The following is a 20,795-nucleotide window of genomic DNA, read 5'->3' on the forward strand; positions in this document are numbered from 1 at the left end:
CGTCATGACCTCTTACAGCTAGAGCCGTGACCACGTACGCACCCGTCCAGCCGAGTGCGTCGTCGATCTCCCGTTCGAGGTCAGCGTCCCGCTCGGCCTGTGGGTCAGCGAAGTAGTCATCCAGCATCGCGCACAACAGGTCCCAGTGCCGGTACATCGGGTCGATTGCCAGCAGCTTGAAGTACCGAATGAAGTCCTCGGCGCTGACGCCCCACCGACCCTTGAGCCCGAGCAGGGAGATCAAGTCCCAGGCTTCATGTGGGTTCATCTGCATCGGTGTTGCCGTGGCGAGGTACAGCGCCCTCCACATCTCCTTGTCGCGCATCTCTTGAAGGAGCCCCAGCAATGAGTTCGGAGTGTCGGTCGGCTTGGAGCCGCGTCGCCGCGCGTGATGAGCCTCGTCAACCAGGACAACGTCCCACGGACCGGCGTCGAGTATCTGCCGCCGGCGGTCGCGACGGCGAGCAAGGTGCGACGAAGCGAGCACGATGGGAAACGCGGACCACGGATTCGCGTTCGGATCGACCGGGATTGGCGCATCGTAACGATCTACGAAAGCACCCTTGTCGAAGCGTGCCACATCGAGGTTCATCTTCTCGTGGAGTTCCTCTTGCCACTGCTTCATCACGGAGGCGGGGACGAGCAGCAGCGCCTTCGTCGCCCGGCCCGCGGTGAAGAGTTCGCGGAGCACCATGCCCGCTTCCACGGTTTTGCCGAGCCCAACCTCGTCGGCGAGCAGGTAGCCGCGCGGGTAGGTGCTCACGACACGGCTGATGAGCTCCGCTTGGTGCGGGAGAGGTTGCGCCCATGCCGATCCGACGCCTGTCCAGGGCGATGCGGTTGGTGCATCGCGCAATGCGACGAGCTCGTCCCATGCCGCCTCGATATCGAACTCCTCGGTGTCCTCTTCGGACGAGGTCGGCGTCTCCCGAGGTGGCAAGACAACGCCGGGTGGAACCGGCGGGGTCTCGGGGGCGTGCTCGATGAGGTGCTCCCGCACTGCCGACGGCAAGTCTATGACTGCCCATCCTGCATCAGCGTTGTCGGTCCAGTGCTTCTCGAAGTCGAGCACCTTATGGACACCCAGGTAGTCCCAGATCGGCACATTCCAGGATGGGTAGGCGTCGAACGTCTCATGGTTCCTCGCCCAGGCCGTCACCGATGAGTTGTTCGATCCGTTGAAGGCGACTCGATTCCCGTACCGATCCGCGAAGATGCCGTACTTGGTGTGGAAGTAGCGTCCCGACTGTAGGTGCGTCAGCAGTTCACCGCCTTCTCCCCTCGGGACACCGACACGAATCTCAAGTCTGTCCGTGGCGACCATCCACGCAAGCACACTCAGATGCTCGCTCTGCACGATCCGTGTCCCGGCAAGGTCCGGGTCTGCGAGCAGCCTCGCCGCCACCACGTCGCCGAGCGGCTTGCCCTCGATGACGGCGTCCACGTCTCGCTGTGCGAGTTGCGCACCGACGATCAGGCGCATCTTCCCGCCGTTCGCGAGGAAATGGGCGGTGCCCTGTGCCGCGTACTGAAGCTCGGACGCTGACCAGTAGCCCACAGCTCTGTCGTAGATCACCGCCCGAGACAGCAACGGTAGATAGAACGTCTCGAACGGGTGGTCGTCCGGCGAGTAGGTTGCTGCCAGATCAACAGATTGGAACGAATCCGGCGACGAGATAGAGTCGCCCAAGAACAGCTCAGAGCTCGCCGGTCCGCCATGTGGCGCCGGCGATCCAGGTGGTAGAGCGTCGCTGTCGTCCGGTGTCATGTCACTCCACGTCGAACAGCGTGTTCTCGTTGGGGTCTGCCAGAGCGGCCATCTCCTCTGCCTCCGGCAACACGACATCCTCGAAGTACAGGGTGCAGAGCGTGTCGATGAGCCCAGCCTCCGGCACCGCCCAAGCACCTTTGACCTTGGTGCGTGGGATCGCGTTCGCCAGGCCTTGCAGCGTGGAAACGAATCCACTGTCGCTTGTGTATCCATGACGATCAAGGAAGCGCTTGGCGGCCTGTTGACCGTCTACCTCAGCAATGTAGAGCGCAGTGTCAACAGCGTCGATGATGTACTCGAAAGAGGCTGCTTCGGAGTTTACCCCGGGAAGGCCCGAGTCAGCACCGCGGCGCAACCGTTGTTTCGGCGTCAGCAATGTGACTTTCCCGGACGACTTCGACACGATCTTGGCACGCTCCAGGTCGTCCACATCTAGGCCTCCCACGGCAAGGGCAAGCAGTCTGGCCGTATCAAACGGGAACTCCCGCGCGCCGAACGTGTCCCACGCCAACAGGACGAAGTCAGTGAGGCCATCGACCTTCGCCGCCTTTCCAACAAGGCGGGATCGGCGAAGGTCTACGATCTCCTCACGAGCTAAGGCGAGAGCGTCTTCAGGACGGAGCAGTTGGTCGCGTCCATCGGCGTCCGGAGTGGACGAGTAGACAGGCCAGTTCTGCGAGATGACAGACAGCGTTGGTCCGTATGTTGAGAGCAGTAGGTCCACGCCGTCGATACCGTCATGCTGGAACCTTGTTGCTGCATCACGTGCTGCTAGACGAATATCCTGCTCTATGTCATCCAGGTACGTTCGGTGTTCTGTCTCCCGATCCTCCCGCTTGCGACACACGAGCATGATCGTCGATGCCGCCGAGTTCATGTTCGCTTGATGGAGTGAGGTCTCGGCCTCCGTGTTCACGGGCCACGAGGTCTCGATGGTGAAGCCGGCCTGCAGCAGGCCCATGCCGAGGGTGTCCCACGCCTCGGCTCGTTTGTGAGTGAACATCACCGAGAGGACTCCGTCGTCTGACAGCACTCGTCGGGACTCGGCGAAGATAGAAGTCATTTTCGACTCGTAGTCAAGATCTGCGAGTTCGTTCTTGCGTCGTCCCATGGCCGCAAAACGAGCTGGGTTCGCCACCGCCTCGTTGTCCTTGTCGGTGAGTTCATCGCGGAAGTAGTCAGGAACGAGACGCCCCAGCGTGCGCTTCTCCCAGACGTAGAAAAAGTCTGCGAGTTCTGCATACATCACGTTGTTGTAGTAGGGCGGGTCCATGCAGATATGCGTCACCGAGCCGTCATCCAGTGGGAGGCTTGCCGCGCTACCTTGAGTAACCGTGACCTGACGCTCAAGTCGGTCGTTCATGCCGAGCTCTGCCGATCCGGTCTCGTCGAGCAGGCGGGCGATCCCGCCGTAGGCATCTGTTAGTTGGTCGAGGCACCACGAGTAGAGGGCGGTGGCGCCTTCGAACTCGGCGAATGTCCACTTGAACGCGAAGTCATGCCTCTCGAAGACGCTTCGCATCACTTGCTTTGAGACGTGCCATGAGCCAAGTCTCGAATTGTAATTGAGGGCCTTGCCCTGCATCAGAGCCAACTCGAAAAGCACCTGGTCAGCAGCCTCGCCGAGAGTCTCGCGCACTTCGGGCACGAGGCGCGCGAACTCCTCACCAAACGTGCCATGTACGAGCGCTTGGCGAGGAGTGAAAAAATCTACCCAACGATCGAGACCGTAGTGTTTGGGGCGCAGATCGTTCCCTTCAGGAAACTCCTCGGTGGGCAGGATTCCGGCATCAAACCACTCGTCCTTCAGCGCGTTGAAAGTATGATTCGCAGCTTGCAGTGCTTGAAGGTCTGCCTCATTCGGCGCCCGGAAGGTACGCTCACCGGATGGCTTTCGGACTGCCACGGCGTAGAGCAGTTGGTCCATATCGCCGCTCTGAGCGGCCTCCTTGATGTAGTCGCCATCGATGACAAGGTTGTCGTATGGAGAGACCGCCTTGCCTCGCGCCATTGTCCCGGTGCTGGCGTCGGCTTTGTCCACCTCGCGTCCCAGAATGACCTCGAAGCGGGGCTCCCTGAGTTCGATCCCCTCAACGGAAGTGACCATCCGGACCGCAGCCTCTTTCCCCGGTGCCTTGCGTAGCCACTTATCTGTCAGCAGTGGCACAAGCCGACCCGTCCGCGGGCAAGGGACAGCGTTGGCCCAGATGTAGGCGATCACGCTTTCCCCTTCGTTGAGCGGGAAGAACTCCTTGAGTCGCTTCTCCACTCGCTTGACGAGCACGTCACCCCACTTCCTGATGTCAGGCAGCAGGTCGAGACCGCGAGTTGCAGGTATCTCGACGCCTGCCTTCAGCACGCTGGCCGCGACTCCGTTGAGGTCGTTCGCGACGACAGGAAGCCCAAGTCGGCTCGCAGCCCATGGAATCGATCCTCCACCGGCGGTCGGGTCAGCAATGGTCGGAAGCTCGCCCCAGGTGCGACGAAGAACGGTGTGGAGCAGGTCGATGTCTGAGCGCGACACTGCGTTTCGGAACGCCTGACGGTAGCCGTAACCGTTGCCCTGCAACTTCACGCCCGCAGCGTTGGCGGCATCGATCATGCGTCTTCCCTTGACGGGGTCACCCAGGATGCCGACGAGGCGAAGTAGCCATGCCCTGTAGGCCGATTCAGTGCGAACTTCCGGCGCTTCTGGGAACGATTCGGCTAGCTCTTCGGTCCATGCCGGCATGACGCCTGCGAGTGCGACAGCGGCGGAGGCGACAAGTGGTCGACGGGCCCACCAGATGTGAAGGAACGAGAGCGGGGGCAGGGCGGAGGCAGCTCCGCGCTCTCGCCGCGACTCGATGCCGAGCTCTGCGACGGGTAGCCAGTCCTCGATGAGAACTCGTGGTCTTGAAGTGGTCACGTCGTGTCCTTAGTCGGCGAGGAGGGTTCGGAGTGCCTTGCGGGCGCGGTTGCCATCGAGTCCCATGCACTTGGAGTACCAGTAGTAGGTCTCTTCGACGCTCATGGCGTTGATTCCGGCGACGAGTGCCCGGACCCGCTCATGCTTGGCAATGGGTTGGCTCGCAAGCAGGACGAGCGCCAGACGGACTCCCTCAGCCTCGCCAAGGCGGATGGGGGCTTTGCGCTTGAACGCAAGGACGCTCGGTCGATGCCCAGCCTTGCGGATCGCAACGAAGAGCGCATCGACCACGCGTCCCGCCTGAACGGGTGTGGCGGTGGTCACCGGCGCGGTGATCGTGCCGCCGTTTTCGCCGTAGGTTTCTTCAAGCGTCACGCCGAAGGTCTCGCCTCGGCCCGGCGTGACAACGAGGCGGAACCCTCGCACCCCTTCGACTAGCGCGAGGTGGGATGCGGGGCGGATGCGCTTGACGGCACTCACTTGGTGACCTCGGCTGTCATCGTGGTGCTCTTCATACCGAGGTTCTTGATGACCGTGTGAATCTGGCCGAACTGGGCATCGGTTATGTCCAGAGCCGGGGTGAAGCGGAAGACGAGGGTGACCTCCCCCGCTACCTTGACCGCACCGGTGATGGCCTTCTTCACATGGTTGTACGCAGACTGGAAGTCTTGCCGGTCGGCGGTGCCCTGGAACTGGACTCCGCCGTTGACTCCCTTGAACTCGGCGCGGATCGTCGCACGAACGGTGATGTGCTGCTTTTGCAGCATGCCGAGCGCTGCCACGGCGAGGTCGATGTCGCTGGCGCCTGAGGCCTCGTCGGCGGTGACCTTCAAGGTCATCGTGCTTACCGTCGGCACGGTGAAGTCGGAAATCTGATCGAGGAGGCTCTGCATTGCCGCACCGCCTGGGCCCGACGCGTTGAAGGTCTTCGAGTTCGGGGTGCGGGTCGGCACCTCGATCTCCTGCGCATCCGCCGCTTCCCGGCTGAGGATGCGCAGGCCATCGAGACCTTTGTCCTTGATCGCGGACGGCGACAATGCCCGGACGCCGGAGGCAGGCTCTGCGTCGAGGACAACGAACCACTTGTAGTCGCTGGCTTGTACTGCTGTGGCGAGTAGTTCGAGGACATCGGTCTTGGCCGGCTCGCCGCCGCATTGGGCTTCGAGGCGGGAGCGAATCTCGGCTCCCGTGAGGTCATCGTTGGTGATGACAGCGCGCAAGTCGGTCTGGGTCGGCTTGCGCACGAGCAAGCCTCGTGACTGGGCTTCGGAAGCGGTCATCACTTCGGCGTCGGGTTTCATCTCCGGCGAGAACCCAGCCATGGTGCTCGACGTGTATGTCTTTCCCGTGCCCGCGTCGTAGTAGACCCAGTTCTCGTTCTTCACGCCGTTGACGATCGCTTCGCGGATCAGGTTCGGGTTTCGAACGATCTGGATCGTGTGATCGGTCCAGAAGTAGTCGGCGATCGAGCGTGTGGTGGCGGAGCTTGCAGCGTGCCAGGTCTTCGACCGGAGGTAGGAGGCTGTGAAGGGACTGCTTCGAATCTTGTCCTCATCTTCGAGCAGACTCAACACCGCCGAGGTCGCGTTCTTTGTGTCGCCCTGTACCTGAGTGGGAAGCTCACGATGGCGCAAGTACCCCGTGCCCTTGTCGCCGGAGGGGAAGTAGATGTGCTTGTAGCAACGCGTCACGGCGATGCGAGCGTTGAGGGCGGCCTCCTTGTTGTAGACCTCCACCTTCTTGCGCACCTCGTCGCTGAACTGTGCGAGTCGGGCGGCGTCGCTGGCAAGGTTGTTGGAAGCGATTAGCGCGCGGGCACGGTCCTTCAGAACCTCGACCTGCTCCTCGTCTGGGACCGCGAACACCACAGCGTTGCGGTAGGTCCGCGGGCTGCCGACGGAGCCCACTTTGTCAAGCATCTCGACGATCGCTGCGGGCGGCTGTTCTGCGCCCTTCTGCGTGACGGCCACGACGTTATAGTCAAGCACCACGACTCTCAGGCCCGCTTCGTCGTGGACCTCGGCGGGGCCCGACGGGAAGTGCACGGCTTTGGCGCCACCATCGTTAGCGAACGCATTGCGGATGAGTGTGTCGACCATCGCCGCGACGGCGGTGTTGGCGACGTTGCGCTTCTCGGTCTCGATGATGGCGTTGACGTTCGGTTCGATGTTGAAGCGCCATCGCCCGCCATCGAAAGACAGATGCCAGAAGACCTTCTCGGATTCTGTGAGCGCCTTCTCGAAGATGGCGGTGTCTTCGCCTGGGCGGAGTGTGCCGACGACCCAGTCGTTGCGGCCGGCTCCTGCAGTCGCCACCATTTCAAGCGAATGTGTGAACACCGTGCGTGCGACGCGGGTGCTGTAGGCAGGTTTGCCGGGGAAGATATCAGCGTCCACTGCGGCGGAGTGCGACTGTTTGCCTGCGAAGTCGCCCTCTGCCACCGAGGCGTATTCGGCACGTCCGAGACCATCGGTGAGGTGGTTCAGCACCGGGTCGTTGTCGTAGTCGATGTCACCAACGTTGATGACCGCGGTGTCATCGTTCGTTGCGTAGATGTGTGCCACGACCTCAGCCAGCAACTTCAACGCGCCTCTTGCTCGCTGGAACTGTGTGATGTTGCCTAGGCGCTTGTCCAGGACACGGACGAGCTCGGGGTGGAACGGGTACGTCTTAGTGACCAACTCGCCGTAGGTCGCAGGGTGTTCGGCGCCGCCCGCCAGCTGCTCGGTCTTGCCGAGCGTCTCGTACAGGTCTCGGTAGGCGTCACCAGCAGCAGTCGCCGCAGTCTGATCGACCGAGGCAAAGATGCGTTTCTTGAGGATTTCGCCGATCTCGTTGTCGTCGGCAGGGCGGATCACTGCGGACGGTTGCACGGCGCGGGTCAGTACGTCCCCGGTCTCTTCCGCTGCCTTGACGGAGGCGGTGTTCGCCGCGTCGGCCCGTTCTTTCTCGTCGCTGGTGAGGTCGCTGATCTCGGTGGTCTCTGCACCGAAGGCGTTGGTGGTGGCCGCCAGTGTGATGATGACTGAGACCCGATTGGTCGGGTCAGACGCGACCTCGAACAGGTTCCCCAGGAACACCGGGATCGCTCGGGCCATGCGACGCACGTCCTCGCTGCCCGAGGACGACACCGCTCGCAGGTACTTGGCAATCTCGTCCACGATGACGATCGTTGGCCTGCCGCCGAACGCCGCCTTGATGGTGCCTGTTCCCGGCGCCGTGCGCTCGGTGTCATTGGCAGCCATCACCGAGAAGGCGTTGTCACCGATCTGTGCCGCCATCTCGCCCCACAGAGTGTAGGCGCGGTGGCCATCGGTGTCAACCCCGGCGGTGGGGTCGAGGGCATCGCCGACGAGCGCGGCAACTTGAACGGCACCGTCCGGAAGCAGGCTTGGGTCGATGAACTCTGCGATGTTGGCGGGTCGCGCCCCACCGGCCAGGTGGTAAACCGCTGTGAGACCGTGGGTCTTGCCGCCACCAAAGGAGGTAGTGGGCCGCAAGACTCCGTTCTCTCCTGCCACGCCTTTCGCCCCAGCAATACGACCGAAGGTCTTGGTGAGAAGAGTCTTCAACCCGGAGGTCGGGTAGGTCTGAGCAAAGAATGCCTCCGCGTCGCCGTAAACCGGGTAGTGCTCGGCGTCACGTACAACCTTGTCGAGCTGTGCTGCGAAGTGGTTATCGGCGAGACCTCCTTGAAGCACATCCTCTCGTGGCACACAAGCGTTACGCAGTGGAATCAGATCACTCATGCCAGCGCTCCCAGTCTCGTCTTCACTTCTTGCCGCCTGACGTAAGCCCCGTCCTAAATTCCACCACGTCGCCGTCGCGCATGACGTACTCCTTGCCCTCCATGCGCACCTTGCCGGCGGCCTTGGCGTCGGCCATGGACCCGGCAGCGATCAGATCGTCGAAACTCACGATCTCCGCCTTGATGAAGCCGCGCTGGAAGTCGGTATGGATCACGCCGGCAGCCTCGGGCGCCGTCGCGCCGACGGGGATGGTCCACGCCCGCGTCTCCTTGGGCCCGGCGGTGAGGTACGTCTGCAGGCCGAGGGTGGAGAAGCCCACGCGAGCCAGCTGGTCCAGCCCGGACTCGTCCTGCCCGGCCATCTCCAGCATCTCGGCCGCCTCCTCGTCGGAGAGCTCCACGAGGTCGGACTCGAGCTTGGCGTCCAGGAACACGGCGTCGGCGGGGGCCACCAGATCGCGCAGCTCCTGCTGCTTGGCCTCGTCCCCCAGCACACCATCGTCCGAGTTGAACACGTAGATGAACGGCTTGGCGGTGAGCAGGCTCAGCTCCCGCAGCCGGTCCATGTCCAGCTTGTCCTTGTCCTTCGCGGCGAAGATCGTCTCGCCCCGCTCCAGCACCGCGAGCGCGGCCTTGAGCGCCTCGAGGTCGGCGGGCTCCTTCTTCTTGCCCTTGACCTCCTTCTCGACGCGCGGGATCGCCTTCTCCACGGTCTGCATGTCCGCGATGATCAGCTCGGTGTTGATGGTCTCCATGTCCGAGGCCGGGTCCACCTTGCCGTCCACATGGACGACGTCGCCGTCGTCGAACGCGCGCACCACCTGGGCGATCGCGTGGGCCTCACGGATGTTCGCCAGGAACTGATTGCCCAGGCCCTCCCCCTCGGAGGCGCCCTTCACGATGCCGGCGATGTCCACGAAGGACACCGTCGCCGGCAGGATGCGCTCGGAGCCGAAGATCTCGGCCAGCTGCGGCAGCCGCTCGTCCGGCAGGTTCACCACGCCCACGTTCGGCTCGATCGTCGCGAACGGGTAGTTCGCCGCGAGCACGGTCTGGCGCGTCAGCGCGTTGAACAGGGTCGACTTGCCCACATTGGGCAGTCCCACGAATCCGATAGTCAAAGCCACAGTTCGGCAGTCTACCGGCGGGCCCACCGCGGCGGAGGCGTCCCGCACCGGCCCCGTTCCGTGGGCAGAACCGGCAGCCCCGCCCGCTCCGTGGGCAGAAAGCGCGCTCTCCCCTGTTCCGGGGGCAGAACCGGCAGGGTTTTCGCTTCCGGGGGCAGAAACCTTCGCTCTCCTGCCCACGGAACCCAGAGGCCCAGCGGCCACGGGGCCCGGCAGCCCCAGCCCCGCGTGCCCACAGAACCCAGAGACCCGCACCGCCCAGCACGCAGCCCCGCCCAGATGACCGATCTGTAGGGTGGACGGGCCGCCCACACCCCGACGAGAGGAAGCACACCTGTGTCTGCCGACCAGAGGACGACAGCCGAGACCGCAGGGCCACCGGGTCCGCCCGACGCCGGAGGACCCCCCCACTCCCCCGTGAACTGGCCGGTGTTCGCCGGCACCGCGGGCATCGTCGTCGGCTTCGCCCTCTGGGCCATGCTCCTGCCCGCCCAGGCAGACTCCGTGATCTCGGCCACGGTGAGCTGGATCGCCGAGAGCTTCGGCTGGTACTACGTGCTCACGGCGGGCGTCGTCGTCGTCTTCGTCGTGGTCGTGGCGCTCAGCCGCCTGGGCCGCGTGCGGCTCGGCCCGGACCACGCCGTCCCGCAGTTCAGCATGTTCACGTGGTCGGCGATGCTCTTCGCCGCGGGCATCGGGGTGGACCTGATGTTCTTCGCCACCTCCGGCCCGGCCACCAACCTGCTCACCCCACCGGACCTGCCGCCGATGTCCGACGAGGCCGCCCGCATGGCCCCGCTGTGGACGATCTTCCACTACGGCATCCCCGGGTGGGCCATGTACGCCCTGATGGGCATGGCCTTCGGACTGTTCGCCTACCGGTACCACATGCCGTTGAGCATCCGTTCGGCCATCGCCCCCATCTTCGGCCGCCGCGTGCACGGCGGCATCGGCCACGCCGCGGAGATCGGCGCCACCGTCGGCACGATCTTCGGCATCGCCGTCTCCCTGGGCATCGGCGTCGTCTTCCTGAACGCCGGACTCGCCCTGATCCTGGACGTGCCGGTGACCACCGGTGTGCAGATCGCCCTCATGGCCCTGGCGGTCGGGATCACGATCATCTCCACCGTCTCCGGTGTGGACAAGGGCATCCGCCGGCTCTCCGAGCTCAACGTGTACCTGGCCGTCGTCATCCTGTTGTGGGTGCTGGTCACCGGCCGCACCACGGACCTGCTCAACGCCCTGGTGCAGAACATCGGCGACTTCTTCGCCTCGTTCCCGTCGATGATGATGCGCACCTTCGCCTACACCGACGGCACGGCGGCCTACCCGGCGGAGCAGTGGATGTCCGACTGGACGCTGTTCTTCTGGGCCTGGTGGATCGCCTGGGCGCCGTTCGTGTCCCTCTTCCTGGCCCGCATCTCCCGGGGGCGCACCCTGCGGGAGTTCGTGCTGGGCGTGCTGCTGATCCCCTTCGCGTTCATCATGCTGTGGGTGTCCATCATGGGCAACGCGGCCATCGGCCTGTTCCGGGACGGCGACGACGCGCTGCTGCAGGAGGCCGTCACCGCGCCGGAGGCCGGCTTCTTCAGCCTCCTGCAGCAGTTCCCCGGCGCCGCGTTCCTGATCGGCCTGGCCGTGTTCACCGGCCTGTTCTTCTACGTGACCAGCGCCGACTCCGGCTCCCTGATCATGGCCAACATGACGTCCAAGGGCTCGGTGGAGGACTCCGACGGCGCACCCTGGCTGCGCATCACCTGGGCCGTCATCACGGGGCTGCTGACGCTGTCCATGCTGTTCATCGACGGCGTCTACACGCTGCAGAAGGCCACCGTGATCGTCGGACTGCCGCTGTCCGTGCTGGTGTACCTGGTGATGATCAGCCTGTGGCGGGTGCTCCACTCCGAGTCCCTCGCGATGGACTCCCGCACCGCGTCCCTGCCGCACGTGCTCTCCGGCCGGGTCCGGGACGCGAACAGCCGGGCCACGTGGCGGCAGCGCCTGGCCCGCCGCATGCACTTCGCGACCGCCAAGCAGGCCGCGGCCTACGTCGACCGCGAGGTGTCCCCCGCGCTGAGCGAGGTCGCCGCGGAGCTGCGCGAGCACGGGGCGGACGTGGACGTCACCCGCGGCACGCATCCCGAATCGGGCGTGCCCTGGGTGGACCTCACCGTCCGGTTCCCGGGACAGACCGACTTCAAGTACCAGGTGTACCCGGTGGCCTACCCCGTGCCCAGCTTCGCGGGCAGCCTGTCCGCGGCGCAGGACACCTACGTCCAGTTGGAGGTGTTCTCGGCCAAGGGCTCCCGCGGGCGCGACGTCATGGGCTACAGCCGCGAACAGCTGTGCGCCAACATCCTCGACGACTACGAGGCGCACCTGGCCTTCATGACCATGACGGGCGACGACTCCCTCCTGGCCGCACGGATCGACGCCGAGGCACCCGAGGTCTGGACCGACGCCGATCACTCCCCCGCCACGGACGCCCTGCCGACTGTGGCCCTGCAGACCACCAACCCCGAGACCGAAGGAGCACGACCGTGACCCCCACCCCCGACCCCACCGCGACCCAGTACATCGACGGGGCCTGGGTGCCCTCGTCCGACGGAGGCACCCGCACCATCTTCTGCCCCGCCGACGGCACCGAGGTCGGCGTCGTCGCGGAGGGCACCCGCGAGGACACCCTCGCGGCGATCGCCGCCGCCCGCCGCGCCTTCGACAGCGGCGTCTGGTCCTCCACCCCCGCCGCCGAGCGCGGCGACCTGCTCATCCGCCTCGCCGACCACATCATCGAGCACAAGGACGAGTTCGCCCGCGCCGAGGCCCTGGACACCGGCAAGCGCCTCGTGGAGGCCGAGGGCGACATGGCGGACATCGCGGCCTGCTTCCGCTACTTCGGCAAGATCGCGGACCAGCACCCCGGCCGGCTCGTGGACGCCGGCGACCCGACCGTGCTCTCCCGCGTGGTCAACGAGCCGATCGGGGTCTGCGGCATGATCACCCCCTGGAACTTCCCGCTGCTGCAGGCCTCCTGGAAGATCGCCCCTGCCCTCGCGGCCGGCTGCACCTTCGTGCTCAAGCCCGCCGAGCTCACCCCCCACACCGCCATCCTCACCATGCGGGCCCTCGAGCAGCTCGGCCTCCCCGCCGGCGTCGGGAACCTCGTGCTGGGCGCCGGGGCGGAGGTGGGCGCCCCGCTGTCCTCGCATCCCGACGTCGATCTCATCTCCTTCACCGGAGGCCTGGCCACCGGCCGCAAGATCGCCGAGGCCGCCGCGGCGTCCCTGAAGAAGACGGCCCTCGAGCTGGGCGGGAAGAACCCCAACGTGATCTTCCCCGACGCCGACTACGACGCCGCCCTCGACAACGCCCTGAACGCGGCGTTCACCGACTCGGGCCTGGTGTGCTCGGCCGGCACGCGCCTGATCGTCCACGAATCGATCGCCGAGCGCTTCGTGGACGACCTCGTCGAGCGCGCCGGGCACATCGTGATGGGCGGCCCCTTCGACGAGAACGCCGAGACCGGCCCGCTGATCTCCGCGGCCCACCGGGACAAGGTGACGGACTACGTCCAGCGAGGCATCGACGCCGGCGCCCGCCTGCGGGTGGGCGGCCACTGGGGCGGCGAGGAGCACAAGGACGGCTACTTCTACGCCCCCACCGTGCTGGACCGCTGCGACCGGGACAACCCCGCCGTCGTCGAGGAGGGCTTCGGCCCCGTCATCACCGTCGAGACGTTCTCCACCGAGGCCGAGGCCGTCGAGATCGCCAACCACACCGAGTACGGCCTCGCCGGGGCCGTGTGGAGCTCCGATGCCGGCACGTGCCACCGGGTCTCCCGTGCCCTGCGCCACGGCACCGTGTGGATCAATGACTACCACCCCTACCTGCCGCAGGCGGAATGGGGCGGCTTCAAGGCCTCCGGCATCGGCCGCGAGCTCGGCCCCACCGGGCTGGGTGAATACGTGGAGCACAAGCACATCTACCAGAACACCGAGCCCGCGGTGACCGGCTGGTTCGCCGACCGCCGCTGAGCCCCCTCCCCGTGGGCGCGGGGCCAGACCCCGCGCCCACCCGTGACCACCGAAAGGATCCCCGGATCGTGACCACCACCACCCCCGACGCCTCGACCCCGCAGCCCGACACGCCCGTCTACGACTACATCGTGGTCGGTGGCGGCTCCTCCGGCGCCGCCCTCGCGGCCCGCCTGTCCGAGGACCCCCAGATCAGCGTCGCCCTGCTGGAGGCCGGTCCCACCGACGTGGACCTGGACGAGGTCCTCGAGCTGCGCCGGTGGCCCGAGCTGCTCGAGTCCGGCCTGGACTGGGACTACCCCATCGAGCCGCAGGAGAACGGCAACTCCTTCATGCGCCACTCCCGGGCCAAGGTGCTCGGCGGCTGCTCCTCCCACAACTCCTGCATCGCGTTCTGGCCTCCCCGCGAGGACCTGGACCAGTGGGAGGCGATGGGCGCCAACGGCTGGGGCGCCGAGCACACCCTGCCCCTGGTGAAGAAGCTCGAGAACAACCGGGCCGAGGGCGATCACCACGGCCACGACGGTCCCGTCGAGCTGATGGACGTGCCCGCCGACGACCCGACCGGTGTCGCCCTGCTCGAGGCCGCCGCCCAGGCCGGCATCCCGACGACGACGTTCAACACCGGCGAGACCGTCGTGAAGGGAGCCAACTGGTTCCAGATCAACCGCAAGCAGGACGGCACCCGCGCGTCGTCGTCGGTGTCCTATCTCCACCCGATCCTCGACCGCGAGAACCTGGACATCCTCACGGACCACTGGGTGAGCGAGGTGCTCTTCGACGAGGACCGCCGCGCCTACGGCGTCCGTCACGTCGCGGACCGGCACGGCCGGCAGGCCGAGATCCACGCCCGCGCCGAGGTCATCCTCTCCGCCGGGGCGATCAACACGCCCAAGCTGCTGATGCTCTCCGGGATCGGCCCGGCCGAGCACCTGGCCGAGCACGGCCTCGACGTGCGCGTGGACGCCCCCGGCGTCGGCTCCAACCTGCAGGACCACCCCGAGGCGGTCATCTCCTGGGAGTCCAAGCAGCCCATGTACCGCGACGCCACGCAGTACTGGGAGATCGGGATCTTCTCGCCCACCAAGGAGGGGCTGGACCGCCCCGACCTGATGATGCACTACGGCTCCGTGCCGTTCGACATGCACACCTACCGGCAGGGGTACCCGACGGCGGACGAGACGTTCTGCCTGACCCCCAACGTCACCCACGCCAAGTCCCGCGGCACCGTGCGCCTGCGCTCCAACGACTACCGGGACAAGCCGGCCGTGGACCCGCGCTACTTCACCGACCCGGAGGGCCATGACATGGCCGTCGCGGTGGCCGGCATCCGGCTGGCCCGAGAGATCGTCTCCCAGCCGGCCATGGCGGCGTGGGCGGGGCGCGAACTGGCCCCGGGCGTGGACGTGCAGACGGACGAGGAGATCGCCGACTACGTGCGCCGCACCCACAACACCGTGTACCACCCGGTGGGCTCGGTGCGCATGGGCGCCGACGACGACGCCATGAGCCCCCTGGACGCCCGCCTGCGCGTCAAGGGCGTGACGGGGCTGCGCGTGGCCGATGCCTCCGTGATGCCCGAGCACGTGACCGTGAACCCCAACATCACGTGCTTCATGATCGGTGAGAAGGCGGCGCAGCTGATCCTGGCCGATCGCGCCTGACCACCACGCAGATGCGGCGGGCCCCCGGTAGGGGCCCGCCGCATCTGCGTTCGGGGGACGGGCAGCGCGCCGGTCGCGCCGGCCGCGCGGCTCCGTCAGAGGGCGATCACTCGCCGGAGGCCTCGGCGGTCTCGCCCTCCACAGTCTGCGCGGCCGCGGGGGCGGCGCCGCCGTGGGTGACGGAGATCTTGCGGGGCTTGGCCTGCTCCGCCACCGGGATGGTGAGGGTCAGGACGCCGTCGCTGTAGTCGGCCTGGATGCGGTCGAGGGCCAGGCCCTCGCCCAGGGTGAGCTGGCGGGCGAAGGTGCCGGCGGAGCGCTCACGGGTGAGCCAGCGGCGGTCCTCGCGGGCCGGGTCCTCCTTGCGCTCGGCACGGACGGTGAGCGTGCGTTCCTCCACGTCCACGTCGATGGAGGCCGGGTCGACGCCGGGCAGCTCGACCTCGGCGACGAAGGCGTCGCCCTCGCGGTACAGGTTCATGGGCATGGACGCGGTGCCGGTCGCGCGGGTCGTCAGACCGTTCACCAGGCGCTCCATCTCACGGAAGGGACGCTCCATCTCACGGAACGGATCGATGGGACGGGTCATGTCGGTTCACTCTCCTCGGGAGTCGGGTCGGCGCCGCTGACACCGCGGCGTCTGATCACCACAACAGCACGCCCGGCGAACCTATTCCAGAATTCTGCGTGAACTCCGCTCAACTTTCTGAGGGACAGCCCGCACGCGACGGCGCGGCCCCACCCATGACATCCGTCATGGCGCATTCCTGACGTCTGCCGCTCCCGCGGGGCGCGCCCCGTGGCGAGGCTGGAGCCATGAGCAACGCACCCGCCCTCGCAACCCGGGGACTCACCCGCCGCTTCGGACCGGTCCGGGCCGTGGACGGCGTGGACCTCACCGTCCCCGTCGGCGAAGTCCTCGCCCTCCTCGGGCCCAACGGCGCCGGCAAGACCACGCTGCTGGACATGGCCCTGGGCTTCAGCCCGCCCTCGGACGGCACGGTCCGCGTCCTCGGCTCCGACCCCGTCGCCGCCGTCCGCCAGGGCCGGGTGGGCGCGGTGCTGCAGACGGGCGGCCTGCTGGAGGACCTGAGCGTCCGCGAGACCGTGGCCATGGTGGCCGGCTGCCACCGCCGCCACATCGGCGTGCCCGCCGCCCTCGAGCGCGCCGACCTCACCGGGCTGGCCGGCCGCCGTGTGAAGAAGTGCTCCGGAGGCGAGCGCCAGCGGCTGCGCTTCGCCCTGGCCCTGCTCACCGACCCCGAGCTGCTGATCCTGGACGAGCCCACCGCGGGCATGGACGTCCGCGCCCGCCACGACTTCTGGGACACCATGCACGCCGAGGCGGACCGGGGCCGCACGATCGTGTTCGCCACCCACTTCCTCCCCGAGGCCGAGGACTTCGCGGACCGGATCGTCCTGATGCGCGAGGGCCGGATCCACGCGGACGGCACGCCCGCCGAGCTCGCCACCGGCGGGTCCGTCACTCTCACGGGCCGCTGGGTCGGCGGCGGAGACGATCCGGACGCGCCCGCCCGCCTCGCCGCCGCCCTGGACCTGCCGCAGGACGCCGTCCAGCTCGAACCACAGCACCTCTCCCCCGGCCGCCTGCGCGTGCGCGTCCCCGCCGGGGGCTCGGTCACCGGCGACGACGTCGCCCGCCACCTGCTGAACGAGCGCCTCGTCGAGGACCTGGCGATCACCCACGCCTCCCTCGACGACGTGTTCCTCTCCCTGACCGACGCCGGCCAGCCGACACCCTCCGAGCCGCAGGAGTCCCTCGCATGAGCACGACCACCACCGCCCCCGGCCGCCTGTTCGGCTACGCACGCCGCGAGTTCGTCCGCAACGTGCGGATGATCGAGGGCTCGTTCTTCATCGTCGTCCTCCCCGTGGCGCTCTACCTCATGTTCGGCGCGCTCTCCGATTGGGGAGACCTCCCCGTCGGCCACGGGAACGTGTCCGCGTACACCATGACCGGCATGACCGTGTACGGGGCGGTCATGGCCACCACGTCGATCGCCGGCTCGGCCGCCGTCGAGCGCCAGTCCGGCTGGGGCCGCCAGCTCTCCCTGACCGCACTCACCCCGGGCGCCTACCTCGCCGGCAAGTGCCTCGTGGCCCTAGCCATGGCCGCCCTGCCCGTGCTCGCCGTGCTCGCCGCGGGCGCGCTCACGGGCGCCGAGCTCATCGGCCCGCTGCGCTGGCTCACGACGGGCGCCCTCGCCCTGGTGTCCTCGCTGCCGTTCGCGCTGTTCGGCCTGGCGGCCGCCCTGCTCTTCCGTTCGGAGGCCGCCGTGTCCGCGGCGTCGGGCATCCTGGTGGTGTTCGGCTTCCTCGGGAACCTCTTCGTCCCGCTCTCGGGGATCATGCTGGACATCGGGCGCTTCACTCCGGTGTACGGGGCCGGCGCCCTCGCCCGATGGCCGCAGATGGAGGGAGAGAGGGCACAGATGGGAACGGAACCCGCCGCCGCCGCGGACCCGCTGTGGCTGCCGATCGTGAACCTGCTGGCCTGGACGGCCGTGTTCGCGGTGGTCTGCCTGCTCGCCTCCCGCTCCCGGACGGCCCGCGCATGAGCCCCGCCGGCGGATCCCCGGCGCCGGCCCGCCCGACGGTCGGCACGGCGGAGCACGACCCCGCCGTCCTGCCGCTGCACCTGTGGCCGTCCACGCTGGGGTTCGCCGGGGTGTGGCTCATCAGCTTCGGCTTCGTCCTCGTCGAGCTCCTCCGCCGGGCGTTCACGCCCGGGGACGGGCGGGGCGAGGCGATCCTGGGGGTAACGGCCATCGTGGTCTTCATCCTCGTCTACCTGGCCGCGTTCGTGGTGCCGCGCCCGGTGCGCGCGTGGCCGGCCTGGGCCAACGCGGTCCTCACCTGGCTCGTGCTCGCCGGGTGCCTGGCCGTGCTGACCCGGATCCTGGGCGTCCACGCCCTGCTCTACTCCCCCTTCCTCGTGGCCACGTGGCTCTTCCCCCACCGGCTGCGCGTGGGCCTGATCGGCGCCGGGGCCACGATGGCCGTGGCGCTGGCGACCGGGCTGCTGTTCTTCCCCGGCGATCCGGCCCTGCCCGTCGTGCTGGGCAACCTCGCCGTCCTCCTGGTGGTGCTGGTGGGCATGCGCCTGGCGATCGCCCGGGACGACCGGGTCGTGGAGATGACGCATGAACTCGACCTCGCCGGCCAGCGGGAGCGGCTCGGTCGGGATCTGCACGACATCCTGGGCCACTCCCTGACCACCATCAACGTCAAGACCCAGCTCGTGCACCGGCTGATCGACACGGACCCCGCCCGGGCCAAGGAGGAGGCCGCCGAGGTGATCGCCCTGTCCCGCACGGCCCTCGCCGAGGCGCGGGCCGCCGTCGCCGAGCTCGCCGCCCCGGAGCTGGGCGGGCAGCTCTCCCTCTCCGTGGGGGCGCTGCGGGACGCCGGGATGGCCGTCGAGGCCCCGCCGCCCGGCGCCGTCACCGAGGTGCCGGAGCGTCGCCGCGCCCTGGCCGCCTGGATCGTGCGCGAGGCCGTGACCAACGTGCTCCGCCACGCCGGGGCCCGCCGGGTGCGCATCAGCCTGGACGCCCACCACGTGGCGGTGCTCGATGACGGCGCCGGACTGCCGGCCCCCGTCGCCGCGGGCGTGGGCCCCCGCACGCTCGCCCAGCGGGCGGCCGCGGAGGGCGCACGCCTCGAGGTGGGGCCGGGGCTCGGCGGGGCCGGCACCGGCGTGGCCGTGCACTGGGGCGGGACCACGCCGGAGGCCGCGCGCGGGGTGCTGCCCGCCGCCGAGGGCAGGATGGACGCATGAGAGAGTCAGCCGACCCGGCCCCGTCCCCGGCGACGCCGCCCTCGGCCGATCGCGGGCCCGAGGTTCCGCTGCGCCTGCTGCTGGCCGACGACCAGGCGCTCGTGCGCGGCGCCCTGGCCGCCCTCCTGGACACCGAGCCGGACCTGACCGTCGTCGCCCAGGCCGCCTCCGGGGACGAGGTGGCGGACGCGGTCGAGGCCCATGACGTGGACGTCGCGCTGCTGGACATCGAGATGCCCGGAGTGGACGGGCTCGAGGCCCTGCGCCGGATCCGGGACCGCGGCCTGGACTGCGCCGTGCTGATGGTGACGACCTTCGGCCGCCCCGGCTACCTGGAGCGGGCCCTGGCCGCCGGGGCCCGGGGATTCGTGGTCAAGGACACCCCGGCCGAGCAGCTCGCCGACGCCGTGCGCGCGGTGGCCCGCGGGGAGCGCGTGGTGGATCCCTCGCTCGCGGTGGACACCCTCGCGGCGGGTCCGAGCCCGCTGACCCCGCGGGAGGTCGATGTGCTGCGCGAAGCACTCACGGGGGCCTCCGTCCGGGCGATCGCCGGGCGCCTGCACCTCTCGGCGGGCACGGTGCGCAACCACCTGAGCGCGGCGATCGGCAAGACGGCCACCAGCACGCGCGGCGAGGCCGCGACGGTCGCGCGCGATCGAGGGTGGCTGTAGGGGCGGTTCAGCGGAGGCGCTCAGGTGAGATGCTCGAGCGCCGCACGGAACGCGGCCTCCGCCGTCTCGCCGTAGGGCACGAACAGCACCTCGTCCACGGTGCCGCCCACCTCGTCCGCCATCGCGTGGCAGGTCTCGACGGCGATCCGCGCCGCGTCCTCCATGGGCCAGCCGTAGATCCCCGCGGAGATCGCCGGGAACGCGACCGTCCGGGCGCCGAGCCCGGCCGCCACCTTCAGGGACTCGCGGTAGCACGAGGCGAGGGTGTCGGACTTGTCGATCGTCTTGGCCCACACCGGGCCCACGGTGTGGATGACCCAGCGCGCGGGCAGGCGCCCCGCCGTCGTCGCCACGGCCTGCCCGGCGGGCAGCCCCTCCGGCAGGTCGGTCTCGCGCAAGCGGCGGCACTCGGCCAGGATCTCGGGACCGCCGCGCCGATGGATGGCGCCGTCCACGCCTCCGCCGCCGAGCAGGGTGGAGTTGGCGGCGTTGACGACGGCGTCCGCGTGCGTGGCCGTGATGTCCCCGGGGGCGATGGTGAGCTGCATGGGCTCACGCTAGGCGCGGGTGGGCGCCGTCGGACAGGGCCGGTAGCCTCGGCCCCATGAGCACCCCGACGCCCACCGGACCGACCCCCACGCCTCCCGGCGGCGAGCTGCTGCCGCTGATCAGCCTCGCGGTGGAGCACGTGTTCGACACGCTCGGCCGGCAGCCCGTGTTCGCCCCCACGATCCTCGCCGTCACCGCCGACGGCCAGCGCGGCATGTGGGAGCACCCGGACCTCGAGCCCGAGCAGGCGGCCGCCACGGTCGCGAAGATCAGCCCACGCCCCACGCGGGCGGTGGCGGTATTCGACGGCGAGATCGAGACGGCCGACGGGCCCCGCCCGGCCGTCGCGGTGGAGGCCTTCGACGCCGCCGCCCTGGCCTCGACCCGCATGGTCTTCCCCTATCTGCCCGGTGTGGCCGCGGCGGGCATCGCCGCCCGCGTCGACGGCGACCCGCAGGTCGTGGCCAACGGCCCCAACCCGCTCTTCGGCTGAGCCGCCCACCACGACGACGGCGCGCCGC

15 protein-coding genes and 1 pseudogene are annotated in these 20,795 nt (G+C 68.3%); 8 read left to right on the forward strand and 8 right to left on the reverse strand.

The window, feature by feature from the left end:
• The 6 genes and pseudogenes from SJ20_RS03635 to ychF form a co-directional block, all read right to left on the reverse strand.
• A partial coding sequence (locus tag SJ20_RS03635; protein ID WP_044658973.1) for an SNF2-related protein occupies positions 1-1,768 on the reverse strand: 1,768 nt, incomplete at its 3' end.
• A 1-nt stretch (position 1,769) separates the two neighbouring features.
• Complete coding sequence (locus SJ20_RS03640) at positions 1,770-4,373, reverse strand: DUF1156 domain-containing protein (protein ID WP_235281253.1); 2,604 nt, start codon at positions 4,371-4,373, stop codon at positions 1,770-1,772.
• 105 nt (positions 4,374-4,478) lie between these two features.
• Positions 4,479-4,679 (reverse strand): annotated as a pseudogene (locus SJ20_RS12330) (DUF1156 domain-containing protein); the annotation flags it as partial.
• Positions 4,680-4,688: 9 nt separating this feature from the next.
• The gene (locus SJ20_RS11570; RefSeq protein ID WP_052833428.1) at positions 4,689-5,159 is read right to left on the reverse strand and encodes a hypothetical protein; all 471 of its coding nucleotides are present in this window, start codon (positions 5,157-5,159) and stop codon (positions 4,689-4,691) included.
• Positions 5,156-8,428 (reverse strand): ATP-binding protein, encoded by a 3,273-nt coding sequence (locus tag SJ20_RS03650; RefSeq protein WP_082067576.1) that lies wholly within the window; start codon positions 8,426-8,428, stop codon positions 5,156-5,158. The genes SJ20_RS11570 and SJ20_RS03650 overlap by 4 nt, the downstream gene beginning before the upstream one ends.
• Before the next feature lie 22 nt (positions 8,429-8,450).
• A complete protein-coding gene (gene ychF, locus SJ20_RS03655; protein WP_044658975.1) occupies positions 8,451-9,554 on the reverse strand; it encodes a redox-regulated ATPase YchF in 1,104 nt (367 codons plus the stop codon).
• A gap of 417 nt (positions 9,555-9,971) precedes the next feature.
• Here ychF and betT point away from each other — a divergent pair, with 417 nt between their 5' ends.
• The 3 genes from betT to SJ20_RS03670 all read left to right on the forward strand — a co-directional run bounded on the left by betT (position 9,972) and on the right by SJ20_RS03670 (position 15,252).
• The gene (gene betT / locus SJ20_RS03660) at positions 9,972-12,098 is read left to right on the forward strand and encodes a choline BCCT transporter BetT (RefSeq protein WP_044658976.1); all 2,127 of its coding nucleotides are present in this window, start codon (positions 9,972-9,974) and stop codon (positions 12,096-12,098) included.
• Positions 12,095-13,588 carry an aldehyde dehydrogenase family protein gene (locus SJ20_RS03665; RefSeq protein WP_044658977.1) on the forward strand — a complete coding sequence of 498 codons (1,494 nt, stop codon included), beginning with the start codon at positions 12,095-12,097 and terminating at the stop codon, positions 13,586-13,588. The genes betT and SJ20_RS03665 overlap by 4 nt, the downstream gene beginning before the upstream one ends.
• Before the next feature lie 68 nt (positions 13,589-13,656).
• Entirely contained in the window at positions 13,657-15,252 is a 1,596-nt protein-coding gene (locus SJ20_RS03670) for a GMC family oxidoreductase (protein WP_044658978.1), read from the forward strand.
• 106 nt (positions 15,253-15,358) lie between these two features.
• On the opposite strand, the gene SJ20_RS03675 is transcribed toward SJ20_RS03670, so the two are convergent.
• Positions 15,359-15,841, reverse strand: coding sequence for an Hsp20/alpha crystallin family protein (locus tag SJ20_RS03675; protein ID WP_044658979.1), 483 nt, complete (start codon positions 15,839-15,841; stop codon positions 15,359-15,361).
• Between the two features lie 227 nt (positions 15,842-16,068).
• On the opposite strand from SJ20_RS03675, the gene SJ20_RS03680 reads away from it, so the two are divergent.
• Genes SJ20_RS03680 through SJ20_RS03695 form a run of 4 tightly spaced genes read left to right on the forward strand, consistent with a single transcriptional unit; the run spans position 16,069 to position 19,725 of the window.
• Positions 16,069-17,040 (forward strand): ABC transporter ATP-binding protein, encoded by a 972-nt coding sequence (locus tag SJ20_RS03680; RefSeq protein WP_044658980.1) that lies wholly within the window; start codon positions 16,069-16,071, stop codon positions 17,038-17,040.
• Positions 17,037-17,831 (forward strand): ABC transporter permease, encoded by a 795-nt coding sequence (locus SJ20_RS03685; RefSeq protein WP_044658981.1) that lies wholly within the window; start codon positions 17,037-17,039, stop codon positions 17,829-17,831. Before SJ20_RS03680 ends, SJ20_RS03685 begins: the two co-directional genes overlap by 4 nt.
• Positions 17,828-19,054, forward strand: coding sequence for a sensor histidine kinase (locus tag SJ20_RS03690; protein WP_044658982.1), 1,227 nt, complete (start codon positions 17,828-17,830; stop codon positions 19,052-19,054). Before SJ20_RS03685 ends, SJ20_RS03690 begins: the two co-directional genes overlap by 4 nt.
• A complete protein-coding gene (locus SJ20_RS03695; protein ID WP_082067578.1) occupies positions 19,051-19,725 on the forward strand; it encodes a response regulator transcription factor in 675 nt (224 codons plus the stop codon). Before SJ20_RS03690 ends, SJ20_RS03695 begins: the two co-directional genes overlap by 4 nt.
• A 20-nt stretch (positions 19,726-19,745) precedes the next feature.
• Here the strand turns inward: SJ20_RS03695 and SJ20_RS03700 are convergent, their stop codons facing one another.
• Positions 19,746-20,273: an O-acetyl-ADP-ribose deacetylase gene (locus SJ20_RS03700; RefSeq protein WP_010080466.1), complete on the reverse strand. Its 528-nt coding sequence runs from the start codon at positions 20,271-20,273 to the stop codon at positions 19,746-19,748.
• 56 nt (positions 20,274-20,329) lie between these two features.
• On the opposite strand from SJ20_RS03700, the gene SJ20_RS03705 reads away from it, so the two are divergent.
• Positions 20,330-20,767 carry a hypothetical protein gene (locus tag SJ20_RS03705; RefSeq protein WP_044658983.1) on the forward strand — a complete coding sequence of 146 codons (438 nt, stop codon included), beginning with the start codon at positions 20,330-20,332 and terminating at the stop codon, positions 20,765-20,767.
• Positions 20,768-20,795 lie beyond the last annotated feature (28 nt).

The sequence above is a fragment of the Micrococcus sp. MS-ASIII-49 genome (assembly GCF_000946635.1).
GTDB classification, from domain to species: Bacteria; Actinomycetota; Actinomycetes; order Actinomycetales; family Micrococcaceae; genus Micrococcus; species Micrococcus luteus.

Excerpts from the sequence above, each read along its gene's own strand:
- SJ20_RS03640 (WP_235281253.1), bottom strand. The coding sequence starts at position 4,373 with ATGATCGATGCCGCCAACGCTGCGGGCGTGAAGTTGCAGGGCAACGGT.
- SJ20_RS03650 (WP_082067576.1), bottom strand. The coding sequence starts at position 8,428 with ATGAGTGATCTGATTCCACTGCGTAACGCTTGTGTGCCACGAGAGGAT.
- SJ20_RS03675 (WP_044658979.1), bottom strand. The coding sequence starts at position 15,841 with ATGACCCGTCCCATCGATCCGTTCCGTGAGATGGAGCGTCCCTTCCGT.
- SJ20_RS03680 (WP_044658980.1), top strand. The coding sequence starts at position 16,069 with ATGAGCAACGCACCCGCCCTCGCAACCCGGGGACTCACCCGCCGCTTC.
- SJ20_RS03685 (WP_044658981.1), top strand. The coding sequence starts at position 17,037 with ATGAGCACGACCACCACCGCCCCCGGCCGCCTGTTCGGCTACGCACGC.
- SJ20_RS03690 (WP_044658982.1), top strand. The coding sequence starts at position 17,828 with ATGAGCCCCGCCGGCGGATCCCCGGCGCCGGCCCGCCCGACGGTCGGC.
- SJ20_RS03695 (WP_082067578.1), top strand. The coding sequence starts at position 19,051 with ATGAGAGAGTCAGCCGACCCGGCCCCGTCCCCGGCGACGCCGCCCTCG.
- SJ20_RS03700 (WP_010080466.1), bottom strand. The coding sequence starts at position 20,273 with ATGCAGCTCACCATCGCCCCCGGGGACATCACGGCCACGCACGCGGAC.
- SJ20_RS03705 (WP_044658983.1), top strand. The coding sequence starts at position 20,330 with ATGAGCACCCCGACGCCCACCGGACCGACCCCCACGCCTCCCGGCGGC.